Origin of the sequence: Campylobacter sp. LMG 17559, assembly GCF_024723605.1 — a bacterium.
Taxonomy (GTDB): domain Bacteria; phylum Campylobacterota; class Campylobacteria; order Campylobacterales; family Campylobacteraceae; genus Campylobacter_D.
In genome coordinates, this window is the sequence record NZ_JANQCZ010000002.1 from 25963 (window position 1) to 52403 (window position 26441).

A 26441-nucleotide genomic window follows, 5' to 3' on the forward strand; every position below is an offset into this window, starting at 1 on the left:
TTTTTAAATATTTTTTTAATAAAATCATATAATTTACCATAGTAGTAAAACTTTAAATTTTTAACTTTTCAAGGAGAAAAAAATGTTCTCATCTACCAAAAAATATTTACTAGGTAATTTTTCCAACAAAATTGCCTTTTTGGTTTGTATTTTTGTTATAGTTTTATTATGTGTTTTAGGTGTTTTTAATTATATTAAATCAAAATCTAATAGCCATACTTTGTTAGTTCAATTTCAACAAAAAGTTGCTTTTGATGTAAGCAAAAGATTTGATTTATATGCAAGTGATAGACGTAATATAATTAATTCTTTAACAAAATATATCAAAGAAAATAAGCATAATCTAAATTCAAAACAATACACTAGCTTGTTAAAATCCATAGGAGATTCTTTAGGTTTTGACTTAACTTATGTAGGATTTGAAGATGGCTCTATGTTTAGATCAAATGGTAACAACCAAACTCCAGAAAGCGGATATGATCCTAGAACTAGAGGATGGTATAAAGAAGCCAAAGAAAAAAAAGAGTTAATTGTCACAGAACCATACATATCTTCTAGCATGAAAAAACCTACTATTTCTTATGCCAATCCTATTATAGAAAATGGTGAAGTTATAGGTGTAGTTGCGGCTGATTATGATTTAAAAAAATTCTCAGAAGAAGTTTTAGCTATAGGTAAAACACCTTATTCGCATGCTGCTGTTTTAGCCCATGATGGAACCTATCTTTTTCACACTGATCCTTCTAAAATTTTAACCTCAACCAATACAAGTAAAGATATTGTTGCATATTATCTTAAAACACCAGAAGGTACAAATAGAAGTCTTTCAAAAGATATTTTTAAAATTCAAACAAAAGAAAATGAAACTAGAGCTTTAATTTGTAATGGTGGAATTAATCCAAAATATGTTATCTGTTCTATAGCTGATTATGATTTTTACAATGATGCAGCTAAACAAACACTAATGGAACAAATTATTATTTCCTTGATTGCTATTTTTTTCACTTTGATTTTTATTAGAATGATTATTTCTTACAATCTTAAACCAATTACAATCATTTCATCAGGATTACATAATTTCTTTAATTATTTAAATCACAAAGATTCTCACTCTCATCCTATTAAGCTTAAAACTCAAGATGAATTTGGAAAAATGGCAGATGAAATTAATGAAAATATCGAAATAATCAAAGAAGCCTTAAGCAAAGACGCAAAAGCTATTGATGAATCTGTAAATGTTGCTAGAAAAATAGAAACAGGTGAGCTTAATTTACATATTAGTTCTCATGCTAATAATCCTCAAATTCAAGAACTTATAGAAGTTTTAAACAAAATGCTTACTACCTTACAAGTAAAAATCGGTAGTGATTTAAATGAAATTCAAGCTGTGTTTGATAGCTACAAACATTTAGATTTTACAGCGGCTATCAACACACCAAAAGGTGATGTTGAAAAAGCAATCAATGCACTTGGAAATGAAATCAAAAACATGCTCTCACAATCACTTAATCAAGGTGAATTATTAAACCAAAAGGCTGAAGCACTCAAACAAAGTATGCAAGAACTTACCAATGATGCCACACATCAAACCTCATCACTACAAGAAAGTGCAAAAGCTTTAGAGCAAATGAACTCAGCCATGAGTGAAATCTCTATTAAAGCGCAAGATGTTGTAAAACAAAGCAATGATATTAAAAGTGTTACTACAGTAATTTCAGATATAGCTGAGCAAATCAACTTGCTTGCATTAAATGCAGCTATTGAAGCAGCGCGTGCAGGAGAACACGGACGTGGCTTTGCTGTTGTTGCTGATGAAGTTAGAAATCTAGCAGAAAGAACTCAAAAGTCTTTAGGTGAAATAGAAGCTAATACTAATATCTTAGTTCAATCTATAAGTGATATGGGTGAATCTATAAAAGAAGAAGCAAACGATATCAGTCAAATTAACGAATCGGTAGCTACTATAGAAAAGCTCACACAACAAAACTCTCAAACAGCCATACAAACTAATGCTATTGCAAATGAAGTAGATTCTTTAGCACAAGATATACTAAGTGAAACTAAAAAAAGAAAATTTTAAATATTAGATGCCTAAAAGGCATCTAATATTTAAGAAAAAGAAGGTTTAATTTGCTCTAACCAAGCATCAATTCTACTTTCAGTTAAATCCTCATGATTATCATTATCTAATGCAAGTCCTACAAATTTATCACCTTCCACTGCATCACTTGCTTCAAAAGTATAACCACCTGTAGAAACAGCACCAACTAAATTTGCGCCTGCTGCTTTTAAAGCTTGAGCAAGTTTGCCCATAGCACTACAATATGTATCTGAGTAGCTTTCACTATCTCCCATACCAAAAACCGCAACAGTTTTACCGCTAAGATTTAAAGCAGAAAAATCAAAACCATCCCAATCATCTTGAAAATCTCCACTTCCCCAAGTAGAAGTACCACAAATTAATTTATCATAAGAATTAATTTTTTCTGCATTAATATCTGCGATATTTAATACATCAGAAATTCCTAATTTTTGAGCAATCATATTTGCCGCACTTTCAGTATTACCCATAGAGCTACCATAAATTACTGCTATTGACATTTAACATCTCCTTAAAATTTGATTATTAATAGTATAGGGAACTAATTTTAGCAAAGTTTTGTTATTTTCACATAAATTATGTCTTATTTCTTCATGTTGAATGAAATTTTTATTTCTTGGATACACAATATAAAATCTTTCAAAAGGATTATTTTTTATAAATTGTAAAGCAAGCTCTATATCTTTATTATTATCTTTATAAAATAAAGGCATAACCGCCATTTTTTCATTGATAATAATAATATTTTTGTAAATTGTTACTTTGGATTTGGTATTGCTTTTGCAAATTTTATCATACACAAAAGCCTCAAAAGCTACTTGTAAAGGTAAAGTAAAACTAGATGATAAAAACACATTTTGTATTAATTTAGCTAAAGCATATTTTGGTTTCTTTGCTTCAAGCTGTATTTTACTTAAATTTCCTTCTTTATAAGCTTTGATGATTTTATGAGAATATGGGCAAAATTGCTTTACTTTATTAAACCTCAAAGCTCTTTCTGCACTCATATTTTGAATTTTTAACTCAAAAATATTTCTCAAACAGCCAGCTTTTTTTGCATAGACATAAGGTATTTTTAGATCATCTTCAACTAAAGAATTATATAAATTTAAAAAAATATGGTTAATACTTTTTTGTTCTAAATCTCTATATATTTTAGGTATAAAATCCTCTTTTTCGTTAAATCCAAACATATTAACCCTTCTTTGTGCACTCATATGTTTGATCAAGACCAAAAACCTTGCAATATTCACAATACACACAACTTACACTGCGTTTAGCACAAACTAAAGGTATATTGCGTTTTTTTGCCTCTGTTTTGATTTTTTTCATAGTATTATGATTTAAAAAACTAGTCAACATAACTATGCATTCAGTATTTTGTGGAATGGGTTTTCTATTTACCCTATTTTCATTTCTAGCATCCCAATGCTCTATATTTTTTGCACCTAGGTTTGTTAAAACTGCCTTAATTGGAGTTATTTCATCTGCTCCGATAACCAAAACTGACATTGAGCTTTCCTTTTTATAAAAATGATAATTGTTATTATAATTTATAAAAGATAAATTTTAACTGATACTCAATATCAATTTTAAAATTATATATTATGTGTTTGTTCAAAGATGTCTGTGTGTAAAATTTCCTCCAAAACCACCGTGGCATACGAGCCTTTTTGCAAGAAAAACTCCAAAGTAAAATGAGCTTTTTCTTCATCATAATAACTTTTACAATCTTGTAAATAAGACCACATAAAGCGCCTTGAACCTTGCATTTTATCTTTAAACTCATATGCAAAAGAAAAAATCTCATCTTCTAATTTTTTAGCTAGACCTTCGTTTGCTTCATAAGCTTTAGAGCCTATTAAAAGACCCATTGCGCTAATATCTTTTTGATTAAATCTTTCTACTTCACTTGATAAATCTTCACATATAAAACATTTACCAAAAGGATAATGTCCTAAAACTTCGCCCTTTAAAAGCTTAAAAAACTGTGTTTGATTTTTTAAACTTTTGACTTCTTCTTTTTCTAAACCATAAATTTGTTTTATTTCTTTTTCACTAAAGTCATTAATAAAATGTGATAATTCTACCCTTTTGCTCAAATATCTATTAAAAAGCTCGCTTTGAAAAGCAGAAATTAAAAATTCTTGCATTTTTTTATTTTTGATTTTTTTGCCTTTTAAAATTTCTAGTCCTTGTGAAAAATTATCTTGAAATTTGCCAAAACGTTGATATCCAAAATAATTAGCAAAACCTTGTTTTTGGATATTTTTAAAAGCTTGTTCTATTTTTAAAGCATCTACTTTTGAAACTTTTTTTAATCTTATAAAAAATGAATTTCCTTTTAAATGCCCTATTCTAAGTTTATTATCATGATAAAAAGTTTCTAAAATTTTCATCTTATCATGTTTAAAATTTCTTAAGCTCTCTTCAAATTTTTTAGGCATAGAAATATATTGAAAAGTTAAACCTTGTTTATCTTTTAAACCGCTATAGCCAAAATCTTTCATTTTAACACCGCTTTGCTCGCTTAAAATTCTCAAAGCCTCGCTAGTGCTAAGATCTTTTTTTTGTATATGCAAAATTAAATGTTCACCTTTGCCACTAAATTCATATAAAGGCTTTTCTCTTACTACAAAATCATTGCTATTTTTTGAAAAATACACATCTATCGGGCTATGTTTTAAAGTATATAAGGGTTTAAAAATGATGTTCTCTTCCATAAAATTTATACCTTCCTGTTGTTGTTTTTGCAAAAATATTTAGTTTAATTCTATGCTTTTTTGCCATATTTTGTATAAATGCTTTATGTTTTTTATCAAAAGCAAATAAAATTTCATATTCTTCTGCACTATTTAAGCTAAATTTATCTAATTTTTTAAAGAATTTTACACTAAGTTGGTTTTGAAACAACATTCTTGATAAGTCTTTATTTAAACCATCTGAAATATCCATACTCACTCTAACTTTTTTTGCTATATCATAAAAAAAATTTTGTCTCAAACTAGGTTTTATAAAACGATGTTTAGAATGCAATTTTCCACCGTGAAATAAAATATTTAAACCTTTTAAACTCTCGCCTAATTTCCCACTAAAAGCAAGCAAATCTCCTTTTTTCAAACCTTTTCTAAAAATAGCCCTTTTATTTACCTTAGAAATAATAGTTATGCTAATATTGATTTTATTATCCGCTATGGTATCTCCGCCTATAATTTGTACTCCAAATTCTTTTGCACTATCTAGCAAGCCTTTTTGCAAGGCTTTAACTTGTTTCATATCTAAACATTTTGGCAAAGAAAGTCCCAAAAGAGCGTATTTTGGTGTAGCATTCATAGCAATTGCATCAGAAATATTAACAAGCATAGCCTTTGCTCCAATTTGTTCTAAACTCATCCAAGAGCGCTTAAAATGCACGTCTTCACAAAATAAATCTTTAGAATAACAATATCCATCGATAATTGCCCCATCGTCTCCATTGATAGAATTAGCAAAGGCGTTGATAATAAATTTTTCTTTATCCATGTGAATATTTTATACAAAAAGCTTTTAATTTTATATAATAATCAAATTTTTATAAGTTTAAAATGTATATAATGAAAAATAATACCAAGGATAAAATATGCAAATAACTTTAAGAATTTTTCGTTTTGATAAAGATAGTGATTATTTAGCTTATTATAAACCTTATGTTTATGATAGTAAAAATTTTAAAAGTGTTTATGATGTTTTAAGTCAAATTAAAAAAGATGACATATATTTTGATTTTGAAGAAAATCCAGAAAGTTGCATTAAAGTCAATCAAGTTACAATCAGACAAAGAAGAGATTTAAATAATATCATAGAAAGATTTGGCAAAGAACTTACCATAGAACCACTTGATACCAAAAGAGCAACCAAAGATTTAATCATGGATAAAAGTGATTTTTTAGAAAAGCTCGAACTTTTTAAAGGACTTATTGATATACACGATATAGAACTTTATAAACAATATGATTTTTTATATTATACAAGTGAAGTTAGGGAATTTTTACCTGAATATCTTGGCGATAGCTTTTTTGTATTTGCTTATAAAATGCTACTTAAATACCCAGAAAAAGCACCCCAATTTTTAAAATTAGTCGCAGATGAAGAAAAAGGAATTTATTATCACACAAAATTTAAAAATTTTATTTCTTCAAATGAGCTTGATTATGAATCTTATATTAAAGAATTAAAAGTTATGCTTGTAAAATCAGGCCTTGCAAGAAGTATTTTTTAAGGAATGAGTAATGTATAAAATCTACACCAATAGCAATAATGATTTATTTTGTTATTTTGATATTATCAAAGGTGCTTTAGATAAAGTTGGAGTTCAAAGCACATTATGCGAAAAGCCTTTGGGTAAAAATTATTTTATTATTGATTATGATCCAAAAGATATCTTAGATGAATATTCTAGAATGATGGATGAGGATAATATTTTAGCTTGTGAATGTAGCTCTTATGAAATTATGAGTAAAATTGAAAAAATCCAATATGCTCCAAAGATTTTTTTAGATCATCTTAAACAAGAACACATTAAGCATTTTTTTGAACAATTTAATATAGGTGTATATCAGGGATTTTCGGATGCAAGCTGCTCTTTAGAACTTGCCAAAGTGCTTAAAGCAAATGTAATAGATTTTGAAAGAAAATACAAAAGTTGTGGCTATAGTTTTTTAAATTTAAACACCCAATTAGCATACAAATGTGCAGCTTCTGTCGTATTAGATGCTTATGATAATGGTTGTGATTTTTTAGTAGTTGAGGATTTTTATTCTTTTTATATGTTTGATAAATGTTATAAAGAATTACAAGTTATTTCAAATAGAAATTTTGAAGATTTTTATATTTTAACTTTTGCAGAGCTTGCAAATTTAGCTCTAGGTATAGTACCATACACTTTAAAAAAACACAAATTAAAAGTGAGTTTAGTCAATGAAAATCGCTCTTGAATGTAAGGATTTAATTTTAGAAAAAACTTTAGAAATCGCTTTGAGGGATTTTTTAGTTTTAAAAAAAGATTGTGATTTTTTAGTCTGTGATGAAAAAGTTAACACGCAAAAACCACAATTTATCATCAATAAAAAATCAAATTTTTTATCTCATCCTTTTAATATAGAGGAATTACTTAATGCTTTAAATGATTTCAATGCAAGTTTACAAAGTATTGCTTATAAAATAGCCATGCGTGAAAAAAAACTTATGAATCAAAAATGTGAAGCCATTTTAGAGCAATTACGTCAAGAAAGTCATGAAAAAATCGATGCAATATTTGATCTTTACAAAACAGAGTTAAAAAATCTTATCAAAGAAGAAAATAATAATGCATAAAATACAAGAATATCAAAGCGTAAAAGATTTTTTAAAAAATTACAAAGAAGATAAAAAAACAAACTCAAAAAAACAAACTCAAAAAATTTACACCACCATAGAAAGTGGAATCTATAAAGGTAAAAAAATTTTACTTCCTAGTCTAGACACCACAAGAAGCACCAAAAGCATAGTAAAATCTTGCGTTTTTAATGTTTTACGTTTTTCTTTACAAGATAAGGTTTTCATAGAAGCCTTTGGAGGAAGTGCTCTAATGGCATTAGAGGCAAGAAGTAATGGCTGCTTAAAAAGTTATGCTATAGAAAAAGATAAAAAAGCTTATGAAATCGCTTTAAAAAATGCTTCCAATATTGATCAAAATACCATTTGCTTTAATGATGATACTTTTAAAAAAACCCCTCAAATTATTCAAAATTCCAAAGAAGATATTATTTTATATCTTGATCCACCCTTTGATATTAGAGAAGGTTTTTTTGATATTTACGAAAAAACTTTAAAATTGATAGAAAATATAAAAAATTCAAATGTTAAAATCATCATCATAGAACATCACAGCACTTTTAAAACTCCAGCTAAAATACAAAATTACAAAAAAACAAAAGAAAAAAAATTCGGTTCAACCACTCTAAGTTTTTACTCCTTTATATAAATTTGGAACCTTTTTTGCTTTAATTTATGAAAATAGCATAGATTAAAGGAAGAATCGATGAGAATATTATTTTTGAGCTTAGTACTAAGTCTAAGCATTTTTGCAGCTACTATTAAAGAACTTACCAATGTAGTAGGTGTTAGAGATAACCAACTTATAGGATATGGTTTGGTTGTTGGTTTAAATGGAAGCGGAGATGGTACAAGTAGCGAATTTACTCTACAATCTATTTCAAATATGCTTCAGGGTATGAATGTAAAAGTTAGCCCAGGTGATATAAAGTCAAAAAATACAGCAGCAGTAATGGTTACAGCAAAACTTCCTGCTTTTGCAAGAAGTGGGGATAAGCTTGATGTAAGTGTGGCTTCTTTAGGTGATGCTAAATCTTTACAAGGTGGAACCTTGCTTATGACAGCTCTAAAAGGGGTTGATGGAGAAATTTATGCAGTAGCTCAAGGCTCTTTAGCTATAGGTGGACTTAGCCCAAGACCAGGTGCAGCAGGAACACACTCAACCTCAGCAAATGTTATTAATGGTGCAGTCGTAGAAAGAGAAATTCCACAAAACTTTAGCCAAAGTGAAGATTTGATTTTAAGTTTAAAAGAAGCGGATTTTAAAACAGCTAATAATATAGAAAGAGTTTTAAATACTATTTTTGATACAGACATAGCAAAAGCTTTAGATTCTAGAACTATAAAATTAACAAAACCTGAAGAATTTTCTCATGTTGAATTTATGGCAAGAGTATTAGAACAAGATATAGCTTACACTCCAGAAAGTAAAGTGATCATCGATGAAAGAACAGGAACTATAGTAGCGGGAGTAAATATAGAAGTTGAGCCTATATTAATTACCCATAAAGATATCACTATAAAAATCGATCCAAACAATACCGTAGCTTTAGGACAAAATGAAATCGATATGAAAGATGGTGGTATTTTAGATCCAGTATCTAATACTTTAAAAATCACAAACAATAAAACAACAGTAGCAAACATAGCTAGAATGCTAAATAAACTTGGAGCAGCGCCAAATGATATCATAGCTATTATGCAAAATTTAAAAAGAGCTGGTGCAATTAGTGCTGAATTAGAGGTGATATGATGAGAGTTGATAATTATTTAGCGAGCAAAAACTATAGTAGCGAACTTTATGAAAGTATTACTAAACACAACAATAGCTACAAGGCTGCTAAAAACTATGCAGATAGTGCTTTTAAAAATGATTTAACTCATATACAAGCATTAAATGATGAAGATAAAGCTTTAAAAGAACAAACTGATGCTTTTGAAGCTTTTTTAATCAAAAGTGTTTTAGATATTTCTTTAAAACAAGAAAATTCTTTATTTGGAAAAGATGCAAGTGATGAAATTTATTCATCTATGTATAATGATACTATGAGTAAAGCATTAAGCGGGGGGTTAGGTTTTTCAAAATTATTATTTGATTATTTAAAAGAAAGGGGTTAAGTTATTTTTTTAAGTGTCGATATAGTTCTTAGAGTTTTTCAATAGAACTGGAGGCTTAAAATGATAAACCCTATACATCAAAGTTATGTAGCTCAGGTTGCTACTAATGATATAAATAAAACAGAAAACAAAGAAAACAACAAGGCAAAAGAAACTCAAAAGGCAGAAGAAAGTAAAGCATCTTTAATTGCTTCTCAAATTAAAAATGGTGAGTACAAAATCAATCTACAAGCCACTTCTAAAGCAATAGCAGATTCTTTATTATAATTTTTATCCTTTTTTGGGTTGCTGCCTAAGAAAGGATAAAAAATGGTTAAACAATATTTAGATGAAACAAATTCTATTTTAGAAAAACTCATCAATCTTACTTTAGAAGATATAGCGCAAATTCAAGCTGCTAATCATAAACATGTAAGTAAAAGTGTTGAAGATAAAACTAAACTTGTAAATGACTTCCAAATTGCTAAAAAAAATCTTGACAAGGCTTTGGTAGAACTTAGTAACCAAGGAAACAATAAAGGCTTAGATGAGCTTTTGGATGACGAAGATAAAGAAAAACTTGCTCTTTTAAAGCAAAATTTAAATACCTTACACCAAAAAAATAAAGAATATGCCAAACTAGCTCTTATTATTAAAAATTTTTACGACAATCTTTTAAATGCAATGTTTGAACAAAATGGAACAAATAATGCTTATGGAGACAATAAAACAATTCCAGATTCATTATTTAAGATTAATGTTTAAAGGCTAAGTCATGGGAATTTTTGATAGCTTATATACCGGAGTTAGTGGCATAAGAGCTGCTGAGCTTCAAATTAACACAACAGGCAATAATATTGCCAATGCAGACGCGGTATTTTACACTAGACAAAGAGCTGTACAAAGCTCGGGTATGTCTCTTGATAGAGGTGGTTTACACTTAGGAACAGGTACACAAATTGACACCATAAAACGATTGCACGATGAGCACTCTTATTATGAGTTAAAAAATGCCACTACTCAACAAAATTATACAAATTATTTAGGACAAATTTTACAAGAAGCAAGCCAAAGATTTCCTGATATGCAAGGAACTGGTATTTTACAAGATTATAAAAATTATTATGATGCATGGAATAATTTTGCTTCTAATCCAAGTGATGGAGCAAGTAAAATAGATCTTGTTAATAGTGCAAATACATTAACTCAAAACATACAAAAAACCCTACAAGATCTTAGCAAAATGCAACAAACTGTCAACGAGCAAATCAGACAAACTGTAGATGAGATCAATAATATTGGTCAAGAAATTGCAAATATCAACAAACAACTTGAAAACGAAGAAGTTTTACCTACTGATAATGCTAATCAATTAAGAGATAGAAGAGATGAACTTGAACTTAGACTTTCAAAATTAGTTGATGCAGTAGCTTGGAAAGGGAAAAGCTCTCAAGATAGCACCCTAGAATCTACTATGACTGATTCTGGAAGATATTATGATTTAAGTATTCAAGGTTTTAGCATAGTCAATGGCTCTAGCTTTCATCCTTTAAAATTAGATGATAATAATCCTAATGGATTTTATCAAATTTATTATGAAGTAAATGATGAAAACCGCTATGATTTAACTAGTAAAATTTCAGGTGGACAACTTGGAGCTCAGCTTGACCTTAGAGGTAGAAACTATGATGGCAATCACGATACTTACAGCGATGGAAAATTGCAAGAGTATAAAGATATGCTCAATACCTTTACAAAAACACTTATAACTCAAACTAATAATGTCTATGCTCAAGCGGCAACTGATAAAGTAAATTCGGATGATTTAAAAGGCTTAAAACCTGATACTTCTTTAATGAGTTATGATAAAAATATCCAAGCAGGAAGCTTTGACATCACAATTTATGATGAAGAAGGCAATGCAGTAGCTACTAGAACTATAAAAATTGATGTTAATACCACCATAGAAGATGTTGTTAAGCAAATCAATGCGGATATAGATGACAACCATGATGGAAAACCTGGTAATGATTTAAATGATTATTTTCAAGCCTTTTATCATTATGATGGACAAAGTGATAGCGGAAATTTCCAAATCAATGGCTTAAAAAAGGGTTATAAAATAGCTTTTAAAGACAATGGTACAAATTTCCCAGGTGCTTTAAATGTATCTTCGTTTTTTAATGGTCAAGATGCAAGCAATATCAATGTAAATTCAAGCATTAGAAATGATCCAAATAGCTTAAAAGCAAGCTCAAATGGAGTTGATGGAAACAATGATGTAGCCAATGCTATGTTGCAACTTCAAAATCAAAAAGTAAATTTTTATAATAAAGATGGTACAGTTGATACTATGTCTTTAGATGGATATTATAGAAAATTTACAGGTCAAATTGCTTCAGATGCTGAAAGCAATGGTTTTGCGCATGCAACTAATATGACAGTATTTAATACAGCCTATGCAGAATATCAATCAAAAAGTGGCGTAAATACTAACGAAGAATTAGCAGCGCTTATACAATATCAAGCAAGTTATGGCGCTGCAGCTAAAATCGTAACTACTGTTGATCAAATGCTTGAAACCTTACTTGGTTTAAAATCTTAATGCAAATTAAAGCTCTTTTAGATGAGGCTATTTTAAGTAAAAATACTCAAAAAGAGCTTTTCTCTCATCCTGATCCTTTGCAAATTGCAAGTGTTTATAAAGATGAAACCATAGCTTTGCTTTGCGCTTTATTTGCTTATGGAAATGCTAAAAATATTGTAAATTTTTTAAAAAAACTTGATTTTTCCTTGCTTGAAAGAAATGATGAGATTATTAAAAAAGAATGCAAAGATCTAAAATACCGCTTTCAAAACTCTCAAGATATAGCTCAAATTTTTATCACACTTAAACGCTTAAAAAATGAAGATAGTATAGAAAATATTTTCACTAAAACTTATCAAAAAGAGCAAAACATCACACATGCAATAAAAGCTTTTATAGAAACAATTTATAAACTTAATCCTTATAAAAGCTATGGTTATGAGTTTTTCTTTTCAAAAGAATTTAAAACTCCAAAAGGTCCTTTAAAAAGATACAATATGTATCTTAGGTGGATGGTAAGAAAAGATGAGCTTGATTTGGGTTTGTTTAAAAATATCGATAAAAAAGATTTACTTATACCCTTAGACACCCATACTCATAAAGTTTCATTAAAACTTAAGCTTTTAAAGCGTAAGATTTATGATTTTAAAAGTGTTTTAGAGCTTACTCAAAGTCTTAAAAAATTTGATCCACAAGATCCTATAAAATATGATTTTGCTCTATATAGAATCGGACAAAACAAGGAAAGCTTATGGAGCTTGAATTAACTTATTATGTGATTTTATTTTTTGTTGCTGCTTTTGCAGGCTGTGTTGATGCGATTGTAGGTGGTGGTGGACTTATTACTATACCTGCTTTATTTGCTTGCGGGATCCCTCCTCATTTAGCCCTAGCTACCAATAAACTTCAAAGCACTTTTGGCTCACTTACTGCGGTTTTATCTTATAGAAAACATATGAATATAGAAAAAATTGCCTTAGGTATTTTATTTACCGCAATTGGAGCTGTTATTGGTACTTATGCAGTTTTACTAATAGATCAAAACGCTGTTAAAATCATTGTGCTAATATGCCTAGCTTTAGTTTTTCTTTATACTATTTTTAAACCTAATTTAGGAAATGTTCATAATGAAGCAAAAATGAGCGCCACAAGCTTTCAAGTCACTTTTGGTTTATTGCTTGGCTTTTATGATGGCTTTTTAGGGCCTGGAACTGGGTCTTTTTGGATTTTTGCTTGTGTAATATTTCTTGGTTTTAGTATGAAAAATGCAAGCATTAATACTAAAATCTTAAATTTCACTAGCAATGTAGTGGCTTTAGGGGTGTTTTTATACTCTTATGAAGTACTTTGGAAAGTTGGTATTTTAATGGGTATAGGCCAAGTCTTAGGTGCCTTTGTAGGCTCAAAACTAGTCTTAAAAACACAAGGAACTTTTATCAAAAAACTCTTTTTAACTATGGTTGCTTTAACTATAGCTAAGGTTGCTTATGATTATCTTGTTTAAATTCCTTGACTAATTTGCCACATAGGTAAAAATACACCCAAGGCTAAAACTAAAATCAAACTCGCCATAAAAATTGTCATCAAAGGCTCTAAAACACTTAAAAGTCTTTGAGTGTAATTTTCTTTTTTATGTTCATAAAATAAAGCAAGCTCATAAGTACTCTCATCTAGTTTAGAACTTTTTAAAGCTAAATTTAACATTCTTATCGCAAAAGATTCAAAAAGCTTTATTTTGAAAAAAGCTTGATCTAAATCAAGTCCTGATTCAAATGAAGTCTTTATAATAAACATTTTGTTTTTAAAAAATTGATTTTCTATACCTTCACAAGCAAGCTCAAAAGCTCTTTTTATATCCACCCCTGCTTTCAATAAATAAGAAAAAATCAAGAAAAAACAAAATTTATCTTGATAAAATATTATCTTTCCAAAAATGGGAGAATAAAAAAGAATTTTATGAAAAAACAAAGACTTTCTAAAAGAGTAAGCAAGCATTATAAAAAATCCCATACCTAATAAAATAAATACATAAAAATGTTTAAAAAAATCTCCTAAAACAAAAAGAATTTGAGTGATTTTTGGCAAATCTAGTTCAAGTTGCAAAAATAAAGTTTTAAATTCAGGCAAAACCAAAATCATCAGTACAAAAAAAGCTAAAATAATACATGTAAAAACAAAAAGTGGATAAGTTATAGACTTTTTAAACTGCTTAAAACTATGAAGGTTTTTCTCTTTTAGATTAATGATAATCTCAAAAGCCTTATATAAATCCTCCTTACCGTCACAAATTTTTAAAACAGCACATTCTCTAGAATTTAAAACACCTCTAAAAGCTTCATTATAAGAGCTTCCATTTTTGAGTTTATTATAAATCATACTAAATATTGTAGCTATATGCACATCATGATTTGATCTTGCAAATTCTAAAATAGCTTCTTGTAAGCTTAATCCTGCTTTTAAAATCATACTTAAATCTTTAAGGATAAAAATAAGCTCTTCTTCTTTAATTTTATGTTTTGTTGTCCCAAAGTATTCTTCAACACTAATTATATTTTCAAATGATTTTTGTGCAAGATTTCTGGCTTCATATAGATTTTTGGCTTTAATTATACTTTGCTTTTGCTCTTTGTTTAAAGCATAAAAAATAATAAATTTTTTCAAAAACCAATCTTTCTTAGCTCATCTACACTTGTTAAACCAAGCTTAACTTTTTCCAAAGCATCCATACCTAAAGTTAAAAAGCCTTTTTTTAAAGCATATGTTAAAATATTTTCATAATTTGCATTATTTTCTATCATACTTTTTAAATTATGGTCTAAAAACAAAAACTCAGCCACCATTAAGCGCCCTTTATATCCACTATACATACACTTAGCACAACCCTTTGCTTTATAAAATTTTCCTTCAAAAACTTGATTTTGAAAATGAAATTTTTCATCGCTAAGTTCTTTACATTTACATAATTTTCTTACCAAACGTTGGGCTATGATCAAATTAAGCGCATAAGCTATTAAATACTCTTTTGCACCCATGTGTTTCATTCTAAAAATAGCTTCTATAGCACCATTAGTATGCAAGGTGCTTAAAACTAAATGTCCACTTAAAGAAGCTTTTAAAACTATATCCAAACTCTCCTCATCTCTGATTTCACCCACCATAATCACATCAGGATCTTGCCTTAAAACCGCTCTTAAAGCTTTGTGAAAATCAAAACCAGTTTTAGAATTTAACAAAATTTGCTGAGCATGTTTAAGTTTATATTCTATAGGATCTTCTAGAGTAATGATTTTTTTATTTTGATCAAGCTCGTTTAAAATAGCATGCATAAAAGTGCTTTTACCACCCCCCGTTGGCCCGCAAAATAAAATCAAACCATAAGGTGCATTCATGTATTTTTTCAAATAGATTAAATTTTCTTCTTTAATAAAAAGTCTATCAAGTTTTAAAACATGCTCATCTTGTTTTAAAATCCTAACCACCACACTTTGCCCAAATAACAAAGGCATAATTGAAATTCTAAAGTCATACTTTTGCTCTAAGACTATCTTAGAAAAACTCCCATCTTGAGCTTGTCTTTGTTCGGCTACATTAAGCAAGGCAATGATTTTTATATGCATTAATAAAGCCTGATAAGAATCCACATCAAGACTATGGATATATTTTAATTCTCCATCTATTCTAAATCTTATCAAAACTTCATTTTCCAAAGGCTCTAAGTGAATATCACTTGCTCTTAAAAAACAAGCATAAGTTAAAATTAAATTCAAAAACTGCTCTAATAAAAACTCATCTTTATTTTCATCACTTTTTAAATTAAGCTCTAATTTATCAAGATAGTTTTGAAAGCAAATTAAAAATTTAATCCTTTCTAGTAAGAATTTAAATTGTGTAAAATCACAAAGAAAAATTTTAATAACCTTTAAGCGGTATAAATTTTGTATTTTTTCTAAAATACTCTCATCTAAAGGTTTTAAAGAAGCTATATGAATATTTTCACCATCTTCATAAAAACAAAAAATATTATATTGTTCTATTAAAGAAAAAGGCAGAACATGGAGATATTTTTCTATTTTAAGAGTTTGATTTAAGTCTAAAATTTCCAATTTATACTCTAAAGCCAATTCTTGCAAAGAAAGTTCATTTAAAGCTTTTATTGTTTTTGCGTCATTCAAAATAATTTCCTAAAAGTTTTTCATACTCTTCTTTAGCTCTTAAAGCATCTTCATGCTTTCCAAGTTTTAATTTAGCATTGATAAAAACTAGCCATGCTTCTTTTTCCAACAACTCAAATTCATTTGCCTCAATAGCCCAAAAGATAGCTTTTTGATAATCTTTTATTTGATAAAAATATTTAGCCAAATTTAAAGCATTTTCATAACTTGGGTGATTAATAAATTTTTCATAGAATGTATTTTGCTCAAAACTTTCATTTTGAATATTCATTGCATTTAAAAAAGACAAACAAATTAAAAAATTAAAACATATCATCTTCATGTTCAAAACCTAATTCTTTCAAACTTAATACTTTTTTATCAGCTCTTATTAAACTTGGCTTGATGATAAAAACTATTTCACTAATATCTTCTAAATTTTGCTTTCCTTGAAATAAAGCACCAAAAAGTGGTATTTTAGATAAAGCACTTATTTCATTATGGTTACTAATCGTATTTTTACTAATCAATCCACCCAAAATTAAAGTTTGTCCATCGTCAACTTCAACTACAGTAGAAAGCTTTTTTTGTATAGTATCTGGTGCTATATTTCTTGGTTTATTTTGTCTATGATTATCAACACTATATTTAAAATCACTCAAACTAGGATTAATCCTAAGCATGATTTTATGATCATCCGAAATTTCTGGCAAAATATTTAGTAAAATTCCTACAAAAATAGAATAATTATTATAAGTTTCACTAATAGTTGTACCATTTTCAGTACCCTTAGAGCTTTCTTTTACTTGATAATTAATCGTATCACCTATGGAAATAATAGCTTGCTGATTATTAAGTGCCATAAGTTTTGGGTTAGAAAGTACAGTAGTTTTGCCATTTTCTTGTAATAAATTTAAAATAGCCTTAGTTTCAACATTAGCTTTAAGATTAATATTTTTAACACCGCCTTTATTGATTATAAAATCATTATCATCTCCATTAAGTTTAAAAGCAAGCTCTTGCCAATTAATTCCACTTGAATGACTTTTATTTAAATGTACTGCAACTATACTTACATCAATTAAAACTTGTTTTTTAAGTCTTTTATTTAAATCTTTTAAATATTTTTCAACCCTTGTAAGCTCATACAAAGTAGCATTTAAAGTGATAATCCCTGCATTAGTATTAATAATAGGCTTAGTTGTATTTTCATCTAATAAAGCTTGTATTTCTTCTGAAATTTTTTCCCAAAAATCAAATTTATCCGTGCTAATGACCAAATTATCTGCTTCTTTAGCACTATCATAATCGCCCTGTTTAGGTCTTGAATCCACTGAAGCTTTGGTAATACTTTGCCCTTCTCTAATAGAGCTTATATAATGCACTTTAAAAGTTTTAACTTGTCTTCCATAAATTTTTAAAATATTTTTTTCATACTCATAAGCAAGATTATTTGTAAGGGGTATTTTAAAAAGAATATGTAACTATCTCTAAATAATTTTAGCAAAAATGCTAAATAATAGGCTTTTAAAGCTCATAGAAATACATTTTTATCTTTCTCAATTCAAAGCATAAAATATCCCAAATATCCCAAAATATCCGTTTTATCCCAAGAAAGCGATTAAATGCTGTTTAAAAGGCAGATAAAGGCGAAGTTTAGTTTTAAATTTTAAATCCTAAAAATGTTTTACTTTCTAAAGATAGTTACATTTTTACTTAAAATAAACTTATGTTTTATTTTTAATGTAACTATCTTTATGAAACGCTATATAATTATAGTTTAACCACTTTTTACACAAGAATAATATGTAACTATCTATAACTTTAAGGTTTGGAGGATAGTTACATATAAAACTTAAATATTTTTGTAAAATTATATAAATAATATTTTATAGGAATATATAATGAATAAGATTGATAATATTGCAAATTTTTTAGATAGCAACTCTAAAAAATGTTTAGCTATAAATGGATCTTGGGGCATAGGTAAAACTTATTTATGGAAACAAGTTGAAAAGAAACTTTCTAAAGATAAAAAAGTTGTTTATATAGATCTTTTTGGCAAAGAAAGTTATAAGCAAATATTAGAAGAAATAGTTGTAAGCCTACATGGAGATTATAATAAAATTACCAAAACAACTTTTAAAGGTTTAGAAGGTTTGGTTAAAAGTATAAGTGGCGGCTTAATAGATATAGATAGTGATGCTATTTTTTCCTTTTTAAAAAAGGAAGACTTTGATAATATTATTGTATGTTTCGATAATATAGAAAGAAGATCTGATAATCTTTCTTTGAAAGAAATTTTAGGACTTGTAAATTTACTTAAAGAAGAAAAAGAATGTAATGTTGTTGTGATTTTTCATGAGGAAGAATTAAAAGAACAAGATAACAATCTGGCTAAAAACAATAAAGAAAAACAGACTAAACAATACAATAGTAAAAACTGGTATCGAATATACAAAGAAAAGGTTATTGATTGTGAAATAACCATAAAAAACAATGATGAAGTAGCAAAAGCAATTATAAAAGATAAAGTAAATAAATATACTAAAATTACAGATGAGATAAGAAATATTATTGAAAATATTATTTTCGAAAGATATAAAGAACAATGCAATGGAAATCTAAGATTGTTATATCATGTGTTAGAGCATATAGATTATTTTAACAAGCATTGTTTTTTATTGTTTTGCAAGTATGACAATAAAAAAACATTTTCAGATGCTCTAAAATTAAGTTATAAATCATTAATATCTAAAACTAAAAAATATCTTTCTATTAAAATAGAAAAAAATGACTTATCTTCAGATTATCATCTTTATGAAAAATACCTAAAAAATATGTTTTATTTAAGTAAAGAAGAAAAATATCAACTAAGACGCGATTTTTATCAAACTTTAAAAATTGATCTTTATTATAAACTTCAAAACTGCAAGATAGAATATTTAGTAGGTAATTTAAGTGATGAACAATTTGTAAAAGATATTGAGAATTCACTCCTAAAAATAGACTTTTATTCAAAAAATGGAATGACACACTATCCTTATGGTTTTTATCAAATTTTACTTTCAACCTACACACAAATTACAAATAAAAAATTAAGCAACATAGAAGAAAAAATCAATCAGCACTATATAGAAGCTCTTGTTATGGAAGAATTAGAATTTGATTTTCGCGATGATTATAAATCAGATAAAGATTTTTTAAAATTATTAAAAGATGAAAAATGGAAGCGTTGTTATGAAGATACCAAAGAAAAATATAAAACAAGCAAGTATGAAAGTATTAATGCTTTTATTAATAGCTATGAGAATATAGAAAGTAGTTTTTATCCCGAAGCGATCAAGCAATATAATTTTTTTAAAAAAGAAGAATTAGTACAGATATTTAAAAATAATAACAATTTTTGTAGGAAATTTTTTAATTATTTTTCTATGAATATGGTTGCAAGTCATAAATTTGATGATGATTTAAATAATAATTTATTTCAAGCTTATTTAGATTTTTTAGATTTAGATGAAAATAAAATAAAAAAAAGTATTGTTTTAGAATATATAAATTCACAAAATAGTGTATTAAGAAAGTTACTAATAGAAAATAATCACTAGCTTTCAAAATAAAATCTTTTCATTGCTTTTTGCAATTTTTTGTTAAATTCTTTTAAATTAAAATAAAAGGATTGATCATGCAAATGCAAGAAGTAATTGAGAAGTTAAAAGACATACTTGCAAGTGAAGGTAAATGCGAATTAAAAACAAAAGATATAGCCAAAGAATTAGGTATCCATCCAGACACTTTTAATTCTATGAAATTTAGAAACTCCATTCCTTATGCGCATATTTTAAACTTCTTAGAAAAAAGAAATATCAGTATTAATTACTTCTTTTATGGAAGCTCTCCAAAAGATCAATTAGAATGTGAATACAAATATAAAATTTTAAAACTATATAAAACCAATGCTAGCTTAGGTGGAGGTGGTATTAATGATATTTTAGACTTTGAAAACATATTAATAGATCAAAAGATATTAGATTTTTTTAAAACAAAAGATTGTGAGTTTATTACTTGCTATGGTGAGAGTATGGAGCCAATTATCAAAGATAGAAGTATTTGCGTAATAGATAGAAATAAAACTTTTAAAAACAAAAGCATTTGTGTGGTCAATACTAAAGATGGACTTTTTATCAAACAAGTTTTAAAACAAGATAATGGAGTAATTTTACACTCTTTAAACCCTTTATATAAAGACATATTTTATAAAAATGGAGATTTTTTATTAGTTGGTGTTGTAGTTGGAGAGCTTTCTAAGATCTAACAGCACACAATAAGCTAAGCCAAGCTATTGTGCATTTAATCAACAAAAGGAGAAAAAATGAAAGAGATTAAAAACTATACTGATGAAGAATTAAAAGAAAAAATTATGCAGGATTTAGAAGATGAATTTAAATTTTTGTATAAAAGACTTTTAAAAGAAAAAGATTATCTAGCAAGAGATAATATCTTAGAGCTTATGACTATTTATAATATGGGTATAAACTCTTATTCTATTGCAAAAATACTTGAAATAAATGAAGATAAAACCATTATACAAGTGCCTTTATTTGAAAGATATATTATAGGTAGGAAATTTGTAGTTCAATACAATAGCAAAAAACAAAGATATGAATTAAAAAGCACTTTTTGTGAATTTTAAGGGGTTAAAAATGAGTATAAAATATCCAAATATAAAAGTTAAATTAATCGGAGAAGATGGTAATGCTTTTTCAATTTTAGCTAGAGTTGATAGTGCTTTAAAAAAAGCTAAAATACACAAAGATATTAGAGATGAGTTTTTTAAAGAAGCTACAAGTAAAGACTATAATCACTTATTAAATGTCGTATCAAGCTGGGTTAAAACAATATAATTTATAACAGCACACATTCAGCTAAGCCAAGCTAATGTTGTCTTATCAAAACAAAGGGAGATAAGATGAATAGAGCAATATTAGATATAAGACAAGGTATTGGCAAAAGATTTGTAAATGCAATTTGCAATCAAAACAATGAACTTGTTTTTGAATATCTTAAAAATGGCATGAGTGCTACTAAAGAATGTATGGGCGAACAACCTATGTTTTATGCTATTAATCATAATAATTTTGGAGCTATTTTACTCTTATTAAAATACGGAGCTATTTTAGAAAAAGATTATCTAGAAGAATGCAAAGAAAATTTTAGAAAAGAAGCTTTAGATTTTTTAGCTTCTTTGTTTAAATAAAAGAGAATATTAAAAAAATATTCTTTTAACTTTTTTTAAAAGTTCATTATTAAAACCTCCTTGCTCTCTTTTCTTTTTAAAACATTATTATTTAAAGAATATCTTACTTTTAACTCCTTAAAATTAAAATCTTTATAAAGTTCTCTTACAAGCTCACAATCATTATAAGAAAGCATAAATTTACCCTTGATGTTTTTTAATAACTCATTTAATAGTTTATGCTCTTTTATTCCAAAACCATTAGTGTTTTTATAATAATTTTCAGTCCCCACATAAGGCGGATCTAAATAGAACAAAGCTTCATTATAATCATATTCTTTTAAAATATATTCAAAGCTTTTATTCTCAATACTAGCATGTTTAAGCCTTTGTGTATGTAAGCTAAAATCTCTAAGCAATCTTTTTGGCGCTCTTTGTTTGCTCATAGCAAATTGACCCATGCTTGATCCAAAAGAAGTGCTAATAAGATAAAAATAAAAAGCAGCTCTTTCTATATCATTCCTTGGCTTTAATTCTTTATTTTTTATCATCGCAAATATCTTTCTACTTACAAATAAAGAATTTAATACATTATTTAAACTTTGCGGTTTGTTTCTTATGCAAAGGTGTAAATTGATAAGTTCGTTATTTATATCATTAATAACTTCTATTTTTGAAGGACTTTTTTGATAAAAAACACTCAAAGCTCCACCAAAAACTTCTATATAAGTTTTATGCTCTGGCATTAAAGCAATGATTTCTTTAGCTAAATAGTTTTTACCACCCACCCAAGCAAAGGCAGCTTTTAATTTAGTTTGTGTAGGTTTAGTTTGTGTGCTAGTTTTTAGAAATTTGTTTATAGTGTTCATGACAAATTCCTTTTAAAATAAAATTTAATTAGCTAGCTTCTAAAAAGAAGGTTATAATGCTTTTGCTAGTTTTTAGAAAGGAGAGCTTATGGCTTTCCTATTTTAGTTTTTGCTAATTTTTTTAATAAAATCTTTAGTATCTTCATAAATTGTTTCTCTTACGCTTTTATGTAAAACATTGTTATTATCTATTGGTAAAAAAGCTCTTGCTGGTATATTTTTCTTCTTGCTACCATATTGATGAGTAAGTCCATATTTAAAACCTTTCTTGTTTTGTATATTATTAAAAACTTCTACACTATTTTTACTAACTTTACTTTGCCAATTCGTTTCTTTGCTTAACTCACCATCTCTTTTTAAAATACCATTGTTTTTTCCTTCTTTAATTTTTTGTTTTATTGTTGCTGGTTTTAAACCTTGCCATTTTTGCCCAAAAATACTACGCTCGTTTTTAAAAGAATCTATGATAGCATTTCTCATACTTTCTCCAGCACCTGCTAAAATGCTTTGCCCATGTTTATCCATATCTATTAATTTATCACAAGCTTTGAAAAAGTTTTCAAGTCCTTTAATCTCTATATAATCGCTCATAAATTACCCATAAATTGTAGTATTGATTTTATTTTGCTCTTGTTTTCTTAAAGCATCAAATATGTTTTTTTGTATAGCAGTAGCAAACTCTTTCATATTAAAATTACCATCTTTTGTGGCTATATTAAAAGTACCATTGACCGTTACATTGATACTGCCATTGTTAAAGCTTGGAGTAGAATTAATTGGCATTTGTTTGATACTTTTTGTTTCTAAAATTTCATTTGTTTGTGGTAATTCATCCCTATAAGTATTAATAATCTTTTCTTCACTTTGTTTATTGGTACTTACTTTAACTTCATCATCATTTAAACCAAAAAATCCTAAAACATCATTTATGAAATTTCCTACAGAAGCTATTGCTTCACTAATCCAAGAAAGTTTATCTCCAAACCACTCAAACATGCCACCAAAAATAGCATAAAAGAAGTCGCTTATTCCCTGCCAAATAGAATTAAAAATATTTACTATTGGATTAAATATTGGCTTTAACCATTCTATAAAAGAGGCAAACCAAATCTTAACTTTGTCCCAGTTAGCTATAATAACTCCTGCAGCAATGCCAATTGCAGCTAATGCAATACCAAGTGGACTAGTAAGCATTGTTATGGTTAAAATTTTAATACATCTTGCTACATATATAAAAGCTTTAGAAAGATTTGCTAGTACAAGATTTAATCCTATAACAGCTTTTTTATAAATAATCGCTGCAATCACACTAGCCATTAATCTAATTCTTACTAGTTTTAATGCAAGAGCTTTACCGATAAGTGATATTTTTGAAATATTACAAGAATTGGCAAAAGCTAAAAGATGAATTCTTGCTGCTATTAAGACATTCTTAAATAAAAGAGTGGAATCTTTAACATAGTTTTTAGCAAATGCATATGCTAATATTGCTGGTTTTGCAAGTAAAAAAGTAACGGTAGCTGTAGCTATAATTGTACTAAGTACTGGGAAATTTGAAAGTAAGATATCTATGATATTAGTAACAAAGCTAAAGCCTAAAGCTACTGATTTAACTACAGGGAGCAAAGCATCTGAAAATTTAATTGCAATAGCAGTAATGTTATTGCCAAGTATTTTTAAAGCAGCAGCTGTTGTATCACACTTGTTAATTAATTCTTTATCCATAGACCCTTTTTTCTCTTCAGAATTTGCCATTTTTAAAAGTTCTTGATAGCGATCATAACCATTTACTAAAGTAGTCATAGCTCTGATTGTACCACTATCATTGCCAAAAATATTAGTTATTACTCCTATTTGGGATTCTTTGTTGAGTGTTTTTATGCGCGAAAGTAAAAGATTGATAGCTTCTTGAGAGTTTTCATTTAAAGCTTTTTTCATAAATTCACCACTAAGCCCTAATTGCATAAAAGCTTCTTCTGCTTTTTCTCCTAATGCATCTGCTGTAGAAAGTTTAGTAAGCATACTTGAAATTGCTGTTCCTGCAACTTCAGCAGGAATTTTCACTTCATCAAGGGTGGCCGCAAGTGCAGCCATATTTTCTCTTTGAAGTCCTACAAGATTGCCCATTCCACCAATTCTACTTATAATATCTACTATATTCTTAGCATCACTAGAACCTTTATCTGCTAAATAATTAATACTATCACCTAAATCTTTTATACCTTTTACATCAGTTTGCAAATTTGCCATAAGACCACCTATGGCCTCACCAGCCTCATCTGCCCCCATCTCGAAAGCAACTCCCATTGCAGTAGCTGTTTTTCCAAACTCAAGAGCTTCTTTACTAGCTAAACCTAACTTTCCTCCTTCGCTTACTATTTTTGCAATCTCTTCAGCACTCATTGGCAGTTTTTTGCTTAAATCTATAATATCTTGCTTGAAATCTTTTAAACTATGTCCCTCGCTAAGCTCTGTTACTTTTTTTACATCAGCCATTGCGCTTTCAAAATCAATTCCAACTTTTATACTTTTGCCAACAATCCCACTGCTTATTAAATTTCCTAAGGTAAAAATTTCATCTTGCAATCCTTTTCTTTGAGCTTTTAATTCTTCTCTTAGATTGCTATTTAATTTAAGGGTATCTAGTTGTTTTTGTAAGCCACTAATGCCGAGTTTGGTTTTTGCTGCTACTTTTTCTAAATTGCTAAAATCTTTAACTATTTTACCAACAGCACTTGCATTTTTAATCGCTAAACCTAAAACAACACCAATTCCAATACTTCCAGCATTTTCCATATTCAACCCTTTTTAAGTGTTTGTATTTTAAAATCTTTGCTATGAAAGTTTTAAAATTTATTAACGATGATATGATTTCACACATTGCTTTATTACTAACAACACTTATACCTGCTTTTTTAATAAGTTATCAAAGTGCAAATGATGGTTTTTTTAATACAATAGCTATTTTTATCTTTTCTTATTTTATAGGCATTATTATAACTGCTATTTTAATGATGATTGTGCCACCTATTACACTTTTAATTGTTTTACCAACTTGGTGTTTAATTGCAGTTTTAGACTTTGTTTTATATGTAGCTTTAAAATTTTGTTCTTTTAAAAATAAAACAATCAAAAACTCTTAGTTTTTAACAACTCTTTTGCTATTTCTAAAGCTTTTTCAAATTCTTCCAAATCTAAATCTAGCACCTCATTTAAACCCCAATTTAAACTATGGCTTATAAGAGCTACAGCTTCTAAGCTATAACTCCTGCTTCTTGCAAAAAATCTTTAAGAGCATTTTGCAAAACCATAAAATCTTTAAGATTTAATTCTTCTATGTCGCTTTCTTGTTTATTTGTAAGCGTAGCTATCATATAAATAGTTTGATCCATTTCTTTATCACTTTTATTGGTAGCATTTTTTAAAACACGCACATTAGGTGCTTTCATTTTTAACTCTTCGCCATTTTCAAGTTTAATTAGTTTTTCTTTCATCTTTTACTCCTTATTTTTTTATTTGATTACTGGTTAATTAGAGATTAAATAGTTAATTTACTTCTTACATTGCTCATAAGATCTACGCCATTTATCATTAAAATAGTATTTTTGTGATCATAGGTAATAATTGGTATATTGTTTCTTCTTTGCATATAAAAATGAACAGCCATTTTTACTTCAACTTCAACTTCTTTTCCGCTTTCATGATCACTTTCATTTAAACTTATAAACTCACCCATAATTTCAGCGCTAATTCCATGATTATCACCTCCTTGATGCACACTTTCTCTAAAAAGAATGGGTGCTTTAATAGTGCTATAAGTTGTATGAAAAAATGCAGCATAAAGTACTGGATCAACTACAGAAAGTTTAAAAGAGATTTCTAATGGTTTTAACACGCCACTACCATAATTTGCACTTAAAACTCCTTTTGTTTCTATCACTTCTTGCTCTATATCAGGAAGTTTTAGATTTCTAACTACTCCTAAGTAACCCTGACCATCTATATAAACATTACATTCTTGTATAACTTCCCCGATTCTTCTTTTCAT

The 26441-nt window shown here is 27.9% G+C and carries 31 protein-coding genes and 2 pseudogenes; 19 read left to right on the forward strand and 14 right to left on the reverse strand.

All coding sequences use genetic code 11. The features are described from left to right. Positions 1-82 precede the first annotated feature (82 nt). Together CAMP5082_RS08455 and CAMP5082_RS08460 are read left to right on the forward strand one after the other, a co-directional pair. A pseudogene (locus CAMP5082_RS08455) lies at positions 83-733 on the forward strand (cache domain-containing protein); the annotation flags it as partial. A gap of 822 nt (positions 734-1555) precedes the next feature. Further along, complete coding sequence (locus tag CAMP5082_RS08460) at positions 1556-2080, forward strand: methyl-accepting chemotaxis protein (RefSeq protein WP_442863316.1); 525 nt, start codon at positions 1556-1558, stop codon at positions 2078-2080. Positions 2081-2109: 29 nt separating this feature from the next. On the opposite strand, the gene fldA is transcribed toward CAMP5082_RS08460, so the two are convergent. The 5 genes from fldA to CAMP5082_RS01105 all read right to left on the reverse strand — a co-directional run bounded on the left by fldA (position 2110) and on the right by CAMP5082_RS01105 (position 5623). Then, the gene (fldA, locus tag CAMP5082_RS01085) at positions 2110-2601 is read right to left on the reverse strand and encodes a flavodoxin FldA (protein WP_337205668.1); all 492 of its coding nucleotides are present in this window, start codon (positions 2599-2601) and stop codon (positions 2110-2112) included. Next, positions 2602-3294, reverse strand: a complete 693-nt coding sequence (locus tag CAMP5082_RS01090) for a hypothetical protein (protein ID WP_337205669.1) — start codon at positions 3292-3294, stop codon at positions 2602-2604. Between the two features lies 1 nt (position 3295). Then, the gene (locus CAMP5082_RS01095) at positions 3296-3613 is read right to left on the reverse strand and encodes a DUF2325 domain-containing protein (protein WP_337205670.1); all 318 of its coding nucleotides are present in this window, start codon (positions 3611-3613) and stop codon (positions 3296-3298) included. Between the two features lie 86 nt (positions 3614-3699). Beyond that, positions 3700-4833 carry a tRNA pseudouridine(13) synthase TruD gene (truD, locus tag CAMP5082_RS01100; RefSeq protein WP_337205747.1) on the reverse strand — a complete coding sequence of 378 codons (1134 nt, stop codon included), beginning with the start codon at positions 4831-4833 and terminating at the stop codon, positions 3700-3702. Further along, positions 4802-5623: a thiamine-phosphate kinase gene (locus tag CAMP5082_RS01105; RefSeq protein ID WP_337205671.1), complete on the reverse strand. Its 822-nt coding sequence runs from the start codon at positions 5621-5623 to the stop codon at positions 4802-4804. The genes truD and CAMP5082_RS01105 overlap by 32 nt, the downstream gene beginning before the upstream one ends. 97 nt (positions 5624-5720) lie before the next feature. Here CAMP5082_RS01105 and CAMP5082_RS01110 point away from each other — a divergent pair, with 97 nt between their 5' ends. The 11 genes from CAMP5082_RS01110 to CAMP5082_RS01160 are packed head-to-tail and all read left to right on the forward strand — an operon-like array spanning position 5721 to position 13641. Beyond that, on the forward strand, positions 5721-6359 hold the full coding sequence (locus CAMP5082_RS01110) for a DUF5644 domain-containing protein (RefSeq protein ID WP_257396275.1): 639 nt from the start codon (positions 5721-5723) through the stop codon (positions 6357-6359). Positions 6360-6369: 10 nt separating this feature from the next. Next, the gene (locus tag CAMP5082_RS01115) at positions 6370-7074 is read left to right on the forward strand and encodes an HdrB C-terminal domain-containing protein (RefSeq protein ID WP_337205672.1); all 705 of its coding nucleotides are present in this window, start codon (positions 6370-6372) and stop codon (positions 7072-7074) included. After that, positions 7058-7453, forward strand: a complete 396-nt coding sequence (locus CAMP5082_RS01120) for a hypothetical protein (protein ID WP_263663828.1) — start codon at positions 7058-7060, stop codon at positions 7451-7453. The genes CAMP5082_RS01115 and CAMP5082_RS01120 overlap by 17 nt, the downstream gene beginning before the upstream one ends. Beyond that, the gene (locus tag CAMP5082_RS01125; protein WP_263702479.1) at positions 7446-8102 is read left to right on the forward strand and encodes an RsmD family RNA methyltransferase; all 657 of its coding nucleotides are present in this window, start codon (positions 7446-7448) and stop codon (positions 8100-8102) included. Before CAMP5082_RS01120 ends, CAMP5082_RS01125 begins: the two co-directional genes overlap by 8 nt. A gap of 57 nt (positions 8103-8159) precedes the next feature. Beyond that, the gene (locus tag CAMP5082_RS01130; protein WP_337205673.1) at positions 8160-9206 is read left to right on the forward strand and encodes a flagellar basal body P-ring protein FlgI; all 1047 of its coding nucleotides are present in this window, start codon (positions 8160-8162) and stop codon (positions 9204-9206) included. Then, complete coding sequence (locus CAMP5082_RS01135) at positions 9206-9571, forward strand: rod-binding protein (protein ID WP_039617679.1); 366 nt, start codon at positions 9206-9208, stop codon at positions 9569-9571. Before CAMP5082_RS01130 ends, CAMP5082_RS01135 begins: the two co-directional genes overlap by 1 nt. Positions 9572-9631: 60 nt before the next feature. After that, positions 9632-9838 carry a hypothetical protein gene (locus CAMP5082_RS01140; RefSeq protein WP_012661139.1) on the forward strand — a complete coding sequence of 69 codons (207 nt, stop codon included), beginning with the start codon at positions 9632-9634 and terminating at the stop codon, positions 9836-9838. Positions 9839-9880: 42 nt separating this feature from the next. Beyond that, positions 9881-10315 (forward strand): flagellar protein FlgN, encoded by a 435-nt coding sequence (locus tag CAMP5082_RS01145; protein WP_263663826.1) that lies wholly within the window; start codon positions 9881-9883, stop codon positions 10313-10315. Positions 10316-10325: 10 nt separating this feature from the next. Continuing rightward, positions 10326-12155: a flagellar hook-associated protein FlgK gene (gene flgK, locus CAMP5082_RS01150; RefSeq protein WP_337205674.1), complete on the forward strand. Its 1830-nt coding sequence runs from the start codon at positions 10326-10328 to the stop codon at positions 12153-12155. Next, positions 12155-12904 carry a TIGR02757 family protein gene (locus CAMP5082_RS01155; protein ID WP_257403646.1) on the forward strand — a complete coding sequence of 250 codons (750 nt, stop codon included), beginning with the start codon at positions 12155-12157 and terminating at the stop codon, positions 12902-12904. The genes flgK and CAMP5082_RS01155 overlap by 1 nt, the downstream gene beginning before the upstream one ends. Then, on the forward strand, positions 12889-13641 hold the full coding sequence (locus tag CAMP5082_RS01160; RefSeq protein WP_263702484.1) for a TSUP family transporter: 753 nt from the start codon (positions 12889-12891) through the stop codon (positions 13639-13641). Before CAMP5082_RS01155 ends, CAMP5082_RS01160 begins: the two co-directional genes overlap by 16 nt. Here the strand turns inward: CAMP5082_RS01160 and CAMP5082_RS01165 are convergent. From CAMP5082_RS01165 to mshL, 4 genes and pseudogenes are all read right to left on the reverse strand, one after another. Next, on the reverse strand, positions 13638-14798 hold the full coding sequence (locus CAMP5082_RS01165; RefSeq protein WP_263663822.1) for a type II secretion system F family protein: 1161 nt from the start codon (positions 14796-14798) through the stop codon (positions 13638-13640). The genes CAMP5082_RS01160 and CAMP5082_RS01165 overlap by 4 nt on opposite strands. Next, positions 14795-16309, reverse strand: coding sequence for a GspE/PulE family protein (locus tag CAMP5082_RS01170; protein WP_337205675.1), 1515 nt, complete (start codon positions 16307-16309; stop codon positions 14795-14797). Before CAMP5082_RS01170 ends, CAMP5082_RS01165 begins: the two co-directional genes overlap by 4 nt. After that, positions 16302-16631, reverse strand: coding sequence for a hypothetical protein (locus CAMP5082_RS01175; protein ID WP_337205676.1), 330 nt, complete (start codon positions 16629-16631; stop codon positions 16302-16304). The genes CAMP5082_RS01170 and CAMP5082_RS01175 overlap by 8 nt, the downstream gene beginning before the upstream one ends. Beyond that, positions 16612-17742, reverse strand: a pseudogene (gene mshL, locus CAMP5082_RS01180) (pilus (MSHA type) biogenesis protein MshL); the annotation flags it as partial. The pseudogene mshL and the gene CAMP5082_RS01175, both read right to left, overlap by 20 nt. A 450-nt stretch (positions 17743-18192) precedes the next feature. On the opposite strand from mshL, the gene CAMP5082_RS01185 reads away from it, so the two are divergent. The 5 genes from CAMP5082_RS01185 (at position 18193) to CAMP5082_RS01205 (ending at position 21545) form a co-directional block, all read left to right on the forward strand. After that, positions 18193-19896, forward strand: coding sequence for a P-loop NTPase fold protein (locus CAMP5082_RS01185; RefSeq protein WP_337205677.1), 1704 nt, complete (start codon positions 18193-18195; stop codon positions 19894-19896). 77 nt (positions 19897-19973) lie between these two features. Further along, positions 19974-20603: a S24 family peptidase gene (locus tag CAMP5082_RS01190; protein ID WP_263726941.1), complete on the forward strand. Its 630-nt coding sequence runs from the start codon at positions 19974-19976 to the stop codon at positions 20601-20603. Positions 20604-20660: 57 nt separating this feature from the next. Further along, positions 20661-20981, forward strand: coding sequence for a hypothetical protein (locus CAMP5082_RS01195; protein ID WP_263663253.1), 321 nt, complete (start codon positions 20661-20663; stop codon positions 20979-20981). A gap of 16 nt (positions 20982-20997) precedes the next feature. Beyond that, entirely contained in the window at positions 20998-21192 is a 195-nt protein-coding gene (locus CAMP5082_RS01200; protein WP_318529555.1) for a hypothetical protein, read from the forward strand. 65 nt (positions 21193-21257) lie between these two features. After that, positions 21258-21545, forward strand: coding sequence for a hypothetical protein (locus CAMP5082_RS01205; RefSeq protein WP_337205678.1), 288 nt, complete (start codon positions 21258-21260; stop codon positions 21543-21545). A gap of 35 nt (positions 21546-21580) precedes the next feature. Here CAMP5082_RS01205 and CAMP5082_RS01210 read toward each other — a convergent pair whose 3' ends face one another. From CAMP5082_RS01210 to CAMP5082_RS01220, 3 genes are all read right to left on the reverse strand, one after another. Then, positions 21581-22393 carry a DNA adenine methylase gene (locus CAMP5082_RS01210; protein ID WP_337205679.1) on the reverse strand — a complete coding sequence of 271 codons (813 nt, stop codon included), beginning with the start codon at positions 22391-22393 and terminating at the stop codon, positions 21581-21583. 102 nt (positions 22394-22495) lie between these two features. Then, on the reverse strand, positions 22496-22984 hold the full coding sequence (locus CAMP5082_RS01215; protein ID WP_257905941.1) for a phage virion morphogenesis protein: 489 nt from the start codon (positions 22982-22984) through the stop codon (positions 22496-22498). A 3-nt stretch (positions 22985-22987) separates the two neighbouring features. After that, positions 22988-25189, reverse strand: coding sequence for a phage tail tape measure protein (locus tag CAMP5082_RS01220; protein WP_337205680.1), 2202 nt, complete (start codon positions 25187-25189; stop codon positions 22988-22990). A gap of 41 nt (positions 25190-25230) precedes the next feature. Here CAMP5082_RS01220 and CAMP5082_RS01225 point away from each other — a divergent pair, with 41 nt between their 5' ends. Continuing rightward, positions 25231-25536, forward strand: coding sequence for a hypothetical protein (locus CAMP5082_RS01225; protein WP_043019805.1), 306 nt, complete (start codon positions 25231-25233; stop codon positions 25534-25536). A gap of 111 nt (positions 25537-25647) precedes the next feature. Here CAMP5082_RS01225 and CAMP5082_RS01230 read toward each other — a convergent pair whose 3' ends face one another. Together CAMP5082_RS01230 and CAMP5082_RS01235 are read right to left on the reverse strand one after the other, a co-directional pair. Continuing rightward, positions 25648-25887 carry a phage tail assembly protein gene (locus tag CAMP5082_RS01230; protein WP_337205681.1) on the reverse strand — a complete coding sequence of 80 codons (240 nt, stop codon included), beginning with the start codon at positions 25885-25887 and terminating at the stop codon, positions 25648-25650. A gap of 44 nt (positions 25888-25931) precedes the next feature. Then, positions 25932-26441, reverse strand: a complete 510-nt coding sequence (locus CAMP5082_RS01235; RefSeq protein WP_337205682.1) for a phage major tail tube protein — start codon at positions 26439-26441, stop codon at positions 25932-25934.